The following is a 9,665-nucleotide window of genomic DNA, read 5'->3' as shown; positions in this document are numbered from 1 at the left end:
GTGGGGGTCGGGCGGTGAATCGTCATGCGTGGCGCGACGTGGGAACGCGCCCTTTATTCTTTCCGGCGCTGAGCCTCACGCTCGGCGCCCTTTGCGCACCAGCAACACCCAGGCTGGCGGCAGCATTTCTGGTTTGCGGGGTTTTGCTGGGAGCGCTCGGGCTGGCGCTTGCCCGGCTGCCTGGTGCCCATCTCGCGGTGCTGGGGGCATTCTGGTCGGCGGGGGCCGGACTCGCGTGCTGGGAGGCGCGGGTGGAGGTACCGGCGCGACTCGTGGCCGGAGGCCCCGCGGTGCTGGAGGGCGAAGCGGAGCGCGTGGAGCGCTTCGACGGCGCCACGCGGGTGCGAATCGCGGTGGCGCGCGCGGGGCATCCCGATGGCGCGCTGGAGCCCTCCCGCTTCCGGGTGAGCCTGTCCGTGCGAGGGGCGCCGCTGGAGCTGCTGCCCGGGCAGCGCGTGCGGGCGGAGGCGCGACTGGCGCCGGATGCGCCGCCGGGCAATCCCGGGGAGAAGGACTTCGGGGCCGCGCGGCGGCGCCAGGGCGTGCTGTTCACCGGCGGGACGGACGCGGGGCGCGTGCTGGTGCTCTCCCCCGCCCCGGCGTGGCGGCGGGTGCTGGAGTCGGCGCGCACGCGGCTGGCGGTGGCGGTGCACGCGGTGGCGCCCTCGCGGGACGCGGCGGCGCTGTTCCTCACGCTGGCCGCGGGGCAGCGCGCGGAGCTGGACGATGCGTGGGAGGAGGCCTTCTCCCGCGCGGGGCTGGCGCACGTGCTGAGCGTCAGCGGGCTGCACGTGGCGGCGCTGGCGCTGATGACGCTGGCGCTGCTGCGGCGGGCGCTGGTGCGCGCGGGAGCGCGGTGGCGGAAGCTGGACGCGCGCCAGGTGGCGGCCCCCGCGGCGGTGCCCTTCGTCTGGGCGTATGTGCTGTTCACCGGCAGCCAGCCGCCGGCGGTGCGCTCGGCGGTGATGGCGACGGCGGTGCTGTTGGGGCTGGCGCTGTGGCGGCGCTCGGACGGGCTCAACGGACTCGCGGTGGCCGCGGGGGTGCTGGTGGCGTGGGCGCCCTCCAACGTGGAGGACCTGTCGCTGCGGCTGTCATTCCTCGCGGTGCTGGGACTGGTGCTGCTGTCGCCCGCGCTGCGGCAGGCCCTGCCCCTGGCTCCGCCGGACCCGCGCGAGCCCCACTGGCCCCGGCGCCTGTGGGGACAGGCCCGCGAGTCGGTGGCGCAGACGCTGGCCGCCAGCGCCGCCGCCACGCTGGCGGGCCTGCCCGTGGTGGCCGCGGCCTTCGGGCGCGTCAGCCTCGCGGGGCTCGTCTCCAACGTCGTCGCCCTGCCCCTCTGCGGGCTGCTCACGGGGCTGGCGGCGGGAGGGGCCGCGCTCTTCGTCGTGGCGCCCGTGCTCGCCACGCCGGTGCTGTGGGCCGGAGCGTGGGCGTCCGAGCTGCTGCTCCTCCTCACGCGCCTCTTCGCCGCCGCGCCCCTGGCCTCGGTGGAGGTGCCCGCGCTGGGCGGGCTGGCGTCGGCGCTGTACGCGGCGGGGCTGCTGGCGTGGGCGCTCGGCTCGGGGCGGTGGCGGCTGGGCGGCCTGCTGGCGCCGCTGGCCGTGGTGGGCGCGGTGCTGGCGCCAGGCCTCGTGCCCCAGCCGGGCCTGCGCGTCACCTTCCTCTCCGTGGGCCAGGGGGACGCGGTGGTGCTCAGCTCGCGGGGACACCACGCGCTGGTGGACGGGGGCGGCGTGCCCCATGGCATGGACACCGGGGCGCGCTTCGTCCTCCCCTACCTGCGCCACCAGGGCATCTCCGCGCTGGACGTGGCCGTGCTGTCCCATCCCCACCCGGACCATGCGCTGGGGCTGGCCTCCGCGCTGACGCACGTGTCCACCGCGCGACTGTGGCTGCCCGCGGGCGACATGGACGGGCCGCTGTCGCGGCAGGTACGGGCCGCGGCCCGGGACGCCCAGGTGGAGGAGGTGCAGGTCGGCCACCCGGCGCTGCGCCTGGGCGAGGCCACGCTGGAGGTGCTGGGCCCTCCCGGGCCGGAGGAGCGCGAGCTGCTGGAGGGCGTGAATGACCGGAGCGTGGTGCTGCTCGTCCGGCATGGCGACGTGACGGTGCTACTCGCGGGCGACGTGGAGGAGGACGGCGAGGCCGCGCTGGTGGAGCACCTGGGGCCGGTGACGGTGATGAAGGCGCCACACCACGGCTCGCGCACCTCGTCCACGGAAGCGCTGCTGGCGCGCACGCGGCCCCGGCATGTCGTCTTCTGCGTGGGGCGGCGCAACCGCTACGGCTTCCCCCATCCCGAGGTGGAGGCCCGCTACCGCGCGCTGGGGAGTGAGTGCTGGAGAACGGACCTGGGCGGAGCCATCACCCTGGAGAGTGATGGGAAGGACGTCCGGCTGGTCTCCTTCCTGTCACGCGAGCCATCGCCGGAGGAAGCCCGGGTTGCCCTCGGGGAAGAGCATCCGCACCGTTGGGGCGATGATTTCAGAGGATCTCGATCTCCAGCAGTTGACCGCCGACTTGAAGCGGACGCTCGGCCCCGGTGAGCCCGTGGGCTATCTGCGCGGCAAGGCGCTCATGCGCGACGTGCTCGTGCACATTCGAGGCTTCTCGGAACTCGAAGCCGAGGAGCTCGTCGATACGCTGGAGCTGCGCGGCTTCCTGCGCTTCCTCGGCGACCCGTCCGAGCGTTCGGTGGCGGACGCCCACTGGGACATCACCCCGCACGCCTGAGGCGCGCGGGACGCCTACTGGAAGGTCAGCCAGCCGAAGCGCGGCAGCGCGTGGAAGTCCCCCACGAAGAGGGGCGAGAAGGCCTGCCCCTCCACCGTGCGGCGTTCGTGGTGCTCCAGCCGGTAGAGGTTGAAGCGCCAGCGGTCGCCCTTCTGGGGCGGGATGTGGGGGACCTCGGCCAGCCGGGCGAAGGGGATGCGCATCTCCACCGTCCAGCCCTCGTCGCGGTCACTCGCATCGTCCAGCGTGCCGCGGATCTTCAGGGCCGTCTTCATCTCCGAGTCCCACGTCTTGTCCATGCCCTGCCGGCGCGCGGGGAAGTACGCGTCGAAGATGACGTTGTGCGGGGACACCTGCAGCTCGTTGTACGTGCGCCCGTCCGCGTTGGCGTCGAGGAAGACCTCCACCACCTCCTGCTCGTAGATGGGGTCGTCACGCTGCTTCAGCGTGCCCCAAATGTCCGGGTCCTCGATGTCGAAGGCCACGTACAGGGCCGCGTCGTCGTAGACGAGGCGCGCCTCGGTGCGCAGCCGCGCGGGGCGCCCGTCGAAGCTGCCGCGCAGCACCACGGGCGAGGCCGCCTTCCACGCCGCGTCGTCGAGCACGCCATCGAGGACGGGCGCCTTGCTCGCGCGCGTGACGGTGTACTCGGGTAGCTCCGGGGCGCCACCGCCGAGCGTGGGCCCCAGCATCCGGTTCTGGCCGTCCTGCGTGCGCGGGTCATCCACGGACAGGCGCTCGTCGCCCCTCCAGAAGCCGAGCATCACGCGCGCGGGCACGCTCGGCATGGGCACGGAGTGGACGTCCTCGACGACCTTGCCCACGGGCCAGGACGCGAGCGGCGCGGCGCCGTCCTGGAACTCGTGGTCGGCGTTGACGAGCATGCCCCCGCTGGCGGCGTCCACCACGTGGACGAAGAAGGCGAAGCCCGTGGGCGGCTGGCGACTCGCCTGGAAGTAATGGGCCAGGCGGACCTGCTCTCCGGGCGCGGCATTGCGCGGCGTCACCTTGGAGCCGAGGTACACCACCGCGCCGTCGGCGAAGGTGGCGCCACTTCGGAAGGTGAGGTCCGCGGGCGCGGCGTCCAGCGTGCGCGCCTGCGCGGGCGCGGGCAGGCGGGGCGCGCGCTGGGGCGGACCGGCCTGCTCGTCGCGGCAGGCGGCGGCGAGGCACATCAGCGACAGGAGCGGGGCGAGGACAGGGAACGAAAGGCGCATCGGGGCCGGGCATCCTAGCGGGCTTCGGCGGGGGATGGGGGGCTGCTGCGCCCCATAAGTTCCGGCGCCGGGAAGACGGGGGCGGGTTGGACGCTCCGGCGCGGCGCGCATTACGAGAAGCCCATGCGCCCCTTCCTGACGGCGACGTGGCGGTACCTCGTGATGCTCAACTACGAGGTGGACCCGGAGGTGCTTCGGCCCCTGGTGCCCCGGGGGACGGAGCTGGACCTGTGGCAGGGCAAGGCCTTCGCCAGCATGGTGGGCTTCCGCTTCCTGGACACGCGCGTGCGCGGAATGGCCGTTCCATTCCACCAGAACTTCGACGAGGTGAACCTGCGCTACTACGTGCGCTACCGCGGCCCCGAGGGCTGGCGCCGGGGCGTGGCGTTCGTGAAGGAAATCGTCCCCCGCGTGGCCATCGCCACCGTGGCGCGCGTGCTCTACAACGAGCCGTACGTCGCGCTGCCCATGCGGCACACCGTGGAGATGCGCGACGCGGAGCGCGGCACCCCGGGCCGGCTGGAGTACGCCTGGAAGGTGGGAGGACGCTGGCACCACCTGGCGGCGCGCACGCGGGGCGCGCCCCAGGCCAGCGCGCCGGGCTCGGAGGCGGAGTTCATCACCGAGCACTACTGGGGCTACACGCCGCAGCGGGATGGCGGGTGCGCGGAGTACCGCGTGGAGCACCCGCGCTGGTCCGTGTGGGAGGTGGACGCGTCGGAGTTCGACTGCGACGTGGGGGCCTTCTACGGCGAGCGCTTCACGCCGTTCCTGCGCGGGACGCCCAGCTCGGCGTTCGTGGCGGACGGCTCGGAGGTGTCCGTGTACCCGGGCACGCGGCTGCCGCTCGGTGGAAGTGGGACACCGGGCCCTGGAGTCGGCCAGGCGGCATAGCGGCCCCGGGTGACCGTCCCACGGCACGGACGGCCTTCGCCCCGCGTGGACGCTCCTGGCGCGGCAACCTCGCGGAACCCGGGGGCGTCTGGCGGGCCCGGGGGTTGCTGCGAGTCCCGGCCATGCGCTTCGAATTCGAGCACCTGGGCACCACCACCCCGTTCGAGCTGTCCGAGGGGCTCCACCTGCTGGGCGGAGGTCCGGAGGACCACATCCGGCTGGAGGGGCTGCCCCCGAGGCTGCTGTCCCTGCGCATCGAGTGTCAGCGGCTCATGGTGGAAGCGGCGCTCACCTTCACCGTGAATGGAGTGCTCGCGCCTCCGGGGGTGCCGCGGCTGGTGCTGCCGGGGGAGGTGCTCGGCCTGCCGGAGGAGATGTGCCTGCGGGTGCTCCAGCAGACGGAGGGCGAGCGCGGCGTGGGCACCGTGGCCGTGCTCAAGGGGCTGCTCACGGGAGCGGAGGAGCTGGCGCCCTCGCGCGCGGCCACCCTCACCTGCCTCACCGGCCTGGACGTGGGGCGGACGCACGCGCTCGCGGAGCAGTGCACGCCCATCGGCCGGGGCCGCGAGGTGACGCTCCGCCTGCGCGACCGGGCCGTGTCCCGGACCCACGCGCGCATCCTGCATGGCGAGGACGGCTTCACCCTGGAGGACCTGGACAGCCCCAATGGCGTCTTCGTCAATGGTCAGCGCGTGCGAGGACGCGCGCCCCTGGTCGATGGGGATGTCATCGAGCTGGGCCGCTCACTGCTGCGCTTCCAGGCGCCGCTGGCGGAGCCTCCGCCTCCCGAGGAGGGTACCGCGGGCTCGGAGGTCGCGCCGGCGGACCCGGCCGCGCGGGACGCGGTCCAGGAGCCCGGGGCACCCATGCCCGCGACGGATGCACCGACTCCGGCGTCTCCGTCCGGGGCGCGCAGGCCTCGCGGTGAATGGTGGCTGATTGGCGTGGGCGCGGTGGCGGCCATCATCGGGCTCGCCGTCACGTACGCCCTGGCCGGCACGGGCTGATTCCCGGCGGTCCCCGGCTGCTCCCGCGTCCGCCCGTCAAGACGGCGCCAGCCCGGCCCGCTCCACGAGAATCCGCGCGAGCCGCTGGTGGTGCTGGAAGAAGCTGGTGAAGTGGACGAAGCCCCACGTGCTGCGGATGGCGTAGACCGTCACGGGTCCGGGCAGCACGTCGAGCTTGCGGATGTCCGCGAAGGAGAAGCGCCGGGTGCGGACCATGCCGCGGTAGGTGATGCCCCGCGAGTCCACGACGATGCGCGTGCGCGCGTAATAGATAAGCGAGACGGCGAAGAAGAGGACGAAGAAGCCCGCCGAGAGGAAGGTCTTCATCGGCACGCCGTCGAAGCGGAAGAGGTACAGCAACACCGCCACCCAGAGCAGCCCTGCCATCGCCATGCAGGCGGCCAGGACCCTGCGGGGCCTGAAGACCTGCCGTCCGTCCACATCCGAGTCGCGCCCGGTCATGACCTCAAGCTAATGCCTGGGGCTGACAGGGTCCACCTGCTCCCCTGCCCCCCTGGCGGCCGCTCAACGCAGCTTCGCGGCCTTCTGTCGGGATTCCTCCTGCAACTGCGACCGGACGTCACTTGCGGAAGAGGACGCGTAGCGCTCATAGAGCGCCCGCGCCTCGGCGTTGCGCCCGAGCGCGCGGTAGGCCTCGGCCAGTCCGTACAGCGGTGACGCCGACGAGGGCTCCAGCTCCAGCGCGTATTGGTAGTCCGCCGCGGCTTCCGCGTAGCGCCGCAGTCCGATGTTCGCGCTGCCGCGGGCGGTATAGGCCACCGCCAGCATCGGCTCGAGCTGGATGGCCTGGGAGAGGCTGGTCAGCGCGCCGCCGTAGTCCTTGCCGCCGATGCGCTGCACGCCCTGCTCGTACGCACGGCGGGCCTGGGCGCGCGTCGTGTCCGCCACGGGGCCGGAGCCCGGGGGCTGCCCCACCGCCTGGGGTGAGATGCCCGCCTGCGCCATCTTCGTCCGCGCACGGGTGATGTTGTCCTGCGCGCTCTGACGGATGGCCGCGTCCTGCGTGAGCCGCGACGCGCGCTCCCACCGCTCCACCGCCTGCCCGTAGTAGCCGAGCACCGCCATCGCATTGCCCAGCTTGAAGAGCGCCTCCACATGGCCCGCGTCCGCGTGCGAGGCGTCCAGGAAGGCGAAGGCCGCCTCACGGTAGCGGCGCTCCTTCATCAGCGCGTCGCCGTCACGGATGCGAGCGGCCGCGAGCGCCGCGTTGGGCGTGCGCTGGGGCTCGGGCGTCGCGCCCTCCGTCCGAGACTCCGGGAAGGGCGCGGGCAGCTCCGGACCCTGCGCGGAGGTGGCGCCCGGTTGCGAGGAGGCGCTCGCGAGTTGCACGGCGGCGCCTGACGGCGTGGCGCTGGCCGGCTGCAGGATGGCACCCGACCGCACGGAGCCGCTGGCCAGTTGCATGGAAGCGCCTGTCCGCGCGGAGCCCGCGGTGGTCAGCTGCACACCGGTCCCCCCCGACAGCGCGGAGCCGCTGGCCGGCTGAGCGGCGGCAACACCGGCCTGCCCCGAGACGGGAGCAGCGACAGGGGCCGGCAGCGGCTCGGCGCCCATGGCGGACAGGTGCTCGCGTGCCTTGCGCACCCAGACCTGCTCGCCGGGGCGCTTCTCCCGTGCGATGTACCCCTGGTACGCGGCGATGGCCTTGTCCTTCTGGCCGAGCTGCCGGTAGCTCTCTCCCAGCCCGTAGTAGCCGTCCGCGTCACCCGGCTCGAGCTGCGTGTAGCGCTCGTACGCCTGGGCCGCCGTGGCGGCGTCGCCCGCCTTGCGCGCGGCATAGCCCAGGTTGAAGTACGCCATCTTCCACTCGGGGTCCGCCTGGGTGGCCTCGCGGAAGCGGACGATGGCGTCGCCCATCTGCCCCTGCCGGAAGAGCACCGTGCCCAGTCCGTTCAGCGCGGCGGCGTAGCCGGGCGTGGCGGCCAGTGCTTCTCGGTAGGCGGAGCCCGCTTCGTCCAGCCGGCCCGCGGCCAGCGCCGCCTCGGCGCGCACGAAGGCGGCCCGCGCGGGCGCTGAGGGCTCCGCGGCTCCCAGCAGCAACGCCGCGGACAGGGTGACGGCCCACCTGCGCAAGACGACCATGACGGCTCCCGGTGAGGACGACCTGGAAGCCGTAGCAGAAAACCGGGGGCGGCGTCAGCCCGGCTTCCGGCCGATGCGGGCCGTCACGCCCACACCCTGACCGATGCCCGGTGTCACCACACGGTGGCGCTGGAACCCCGCGAACGAAAAGGGCCGCGTCGCCTCATGGCGCACGCGGCCCGGCAGCCCCGGGATGGCACCCAAAGCCATCCCGGGAAGAACCCCCGTCACTCGGCGCGGAACGGGTTCTGGAGGAGCACCGTCTCGCCGCGGTCGGCGCCGACGGAGACGCACACCACGGGGACGCCGCTGACCTCTTCCACGCGGCGCACGTAGCGCTTGGCGTTCTCCGGCAGCTCGTCGAAGGTGCGCACGCCGGCGAGCTTCTCGTCCCAGCCCGGCATGGACTCGTAGATGGGCTTGACGCGCGCCAGGTCCTCGTAGTCGCCGGGCAGCTCGGTGATCTTCTGGCCGTCCAGGTCGTACGCGTTGCAGATCTGCAGCGTCTTGAGGCCGCTGAGTACGTCCAGCTTGGTGAGCGCCATGCCCCACAGGCCATTCACGCGCGCCGCGTAGCGCAGCACCACGCCGTCCAGCCAGCCGCAGCGGCGGGGACGGCCCGTGGTGGCGCCAAACTCGTCACCCACCTTGCGCAGCTGCTCGCCGATGGCGTCGTTCAGCTCCGTGGGGAACGGGCCGCCGCCGACGCGGGTGGTGTAGGCCTTGCTGATGCCCATCACCTTGTCGATGGCCGTGGGGCCCAGGCCCGAGCCCACCGCCGCGTTGCCCGCCACGCAGTTGGACGAGGTGACGAAGGGATAGGTGCCGTGGTCCACGTCGAGCAGCGTGCCCTGCGCGCCCTCGAAGAGGATGCGCGCGCCGCGGCGCACCTGCTCGGAGAGGTACAGCGAGGCGTCGTGCACGTAGGGCTTGAGCCGCGCGCCGAGGGCGGAGAACTCGGCCAGCACCTGGGGCACCTCGAGCTGCGGCACGTCCGCGCCGGCCTGCGCGCAGAGGTCCTTCAGCTCCTCCAGGGCCTGGGGCAGGCGCTCTTCGATGCGCTTGCGCAGCCGGTCCGGGTTGAGCAGGTCGCGCATGCGGATGCCGCGGCGGGCGACCTTGTCCTCGTAGGAGGGGCCGATGCCCCGGCCCGTGGTGCCGATGGCACTGCCGCCGCGCGCCTTCTCGCGGAAGCTGTCCAGCAGCTTGTGCCACGGGAAGATGACGTGGGCATTGTCGGAGATGAGGAGCTGCGCATCGTCCTTGAGGAAGCCGCGCGCCTTGAGCGCGTCGATTTCCCCCACGAGGACGGCGGGGTCCACCACCACTCCGTTGCCAATGACACACGTCTTGCCCGGGTGGAGGATGCCCGAGGGAATCAGGTGGAGGACCGTCTTCTGGCCGCCCACCACGAGCGTATGGCCCGCGTTGTTGCCGCCCTGGAAACGGACGACCATCTGGGCATGCTCGGTGAGCAGGTCGACGACCTTGCCCTTACCCTCATCTCCCCACTGCGCTCCGATGACGACGACGTTCGGCATGGTGTCCGCGCCTTAGCACGCACGAGGGGCCGGGTGACAGTGTTCCGAGAAGCCACAATGCAAGGCCTGGCAGGTCGCCCTCTCGCGCCCCGGCCATTCCCCCTTGACCTCGCCGCGCGCCAGCGCGTGGACCGCCCCCGCCAGCCTCCCGGCGGCCTCCTCCAGCC

At 73.1% G+C, this 9,665-nt stretch carries 8 protein-coding genes; 4 read left to right on the top strand and 4 right to left on the bottom strand.

Features of this window, described 5'->3' with window-relative positions; genetic code table 11:
• Positions 1–14: 14 nt before the first annotated feature.
• Together HG543_RS47375 and HG543_RS47370 are read left to right on the top strand one after the other, a co-directional pair.
• Positions 15–2,549, top strand: a complete 2,535-nt coding sequence (locus HG543_RS47375; protein WP_169351568.1) for a DNA internalization-related competence protein ComEC/Rec2 — start codon at positions 15–17, stop codon at positions 2,547–2,549.
• Positions 2,482–2,736, top strand: coding sequence for a hypothetical protein (locus tag HG543_RS47370; RefSeq protein ID WP_169351567.1), 255 nt, complete (start codon positions 2,482–2,484; stop codon positions 2,734–2,736). Before HG543_RS47375 ends, HG543_RS47370 begins: the two co-directional genes overlap by 68 nt.
• Before the next feature lie 14 nt (positions 2,737–2,750).
• Here HG543_RS47370 and HG543_RS47365 read toward each other — a convergent pair whose 3' ends face one another.
• A complete protein-coding gene (locus HG543_RS47365) occupies positions 2,751–3,953 on the bottom strand; it encodes a carbohydrate-binding family 9-like protein (protein ID WP_169351566.1) in 1,203 nt (400 codons plus the stop codon).
• Positions 3,954–4,076: 123 nt separating this feature from the next.
• Between HG543_RS47365 and HG543_RS47360 the strand changes: the two genes are divergently transcribed.
• Together HG543_RS47360 and HG543_RS47355 are read left to right on the top strand one after the other, a co-directional pair.
• The gene (locus tag HG543_RS47360; RefSeq protein ID WP_169351565.1) at positions 4,077–4,847 is read left to right on the top strand and encodes a YqjF family protein; all 771 of its coding nucleotides are present in this window, start codon (positions 4,077–4,079) and stop codon (positions 4,845–4,847) included.
• Positions 4,848–4,969: 122 nt separating this feature from the next.
• Positions 4,970–5,854 (top strand): FHA domain-containing protein, encoded by an 885-nt coding sequence (locus HG543_RS47355; RefSeq protein ID WP_169351564.1) that lies wholly within the window; start codon positions 4,970–4,972, stop codon positions 5,852–5,854.
• A gap of 36 nt (positions 5,855–5,890) precedes the next feature.
• Here the strand turns inward: HG543_RS47355 and HG543_RS47350 are convergent, their stop codons facing one another.
• From HG543_RS47350 to HG543_RS47340, 3 genes are all read right to left on the bottom strand, one after another.
• Positions 5,891–6,316 (bottom strand): PH domain-containing protein, encoded by a 426-nt coding sequence (locus tag HG543_RS47350; RefSeq protein ID WP_169351563.1) that lies wholly within the window; start codon positions 6,314–6,316, stop codon positions 5,891–5,893.
• Positions 6,317–6,379: 63 nt separating this feature from the next.
• Entirely contained in the window at positions 6,380–7,957 is a 1,578-nt protein-coding gene (locus HG543_RS47345) for a tetratricopeptide repeat protein (RefSeq protein ID WP_169351562.1), read from the bottom strand.
• A 227-nt stretch (positions 7,958–8,184) separates the two neighbouring features.
• The gene (locus tag HG543_RS47340) at positions 8,185–9,498 is read right to left on the bottom strand and encodes an adenylosuccinate synthase (protein WP_169351561.1); all 1,314 of its coding nucleotides are present in this window, start codon (positions 9,496–9,498) and stop codon (positions 8,185–8,187) included.
• Positions 9,499–9,665 lie beyond the last annotated feature (167 nt).

This window comes from Pyxidicoccus fallax (assembly GCF_012933655.1).
GTDB lineage: Bacteria > Myxococcota > Myxococcia > Myxococcales > Myxococcaceae > Myxococcus > Myxococcus fallax.
Note: the sequence above shows the minus strand (reverse complement) of the source record. Positions and strands in the feature narration are given on the sequence as shown.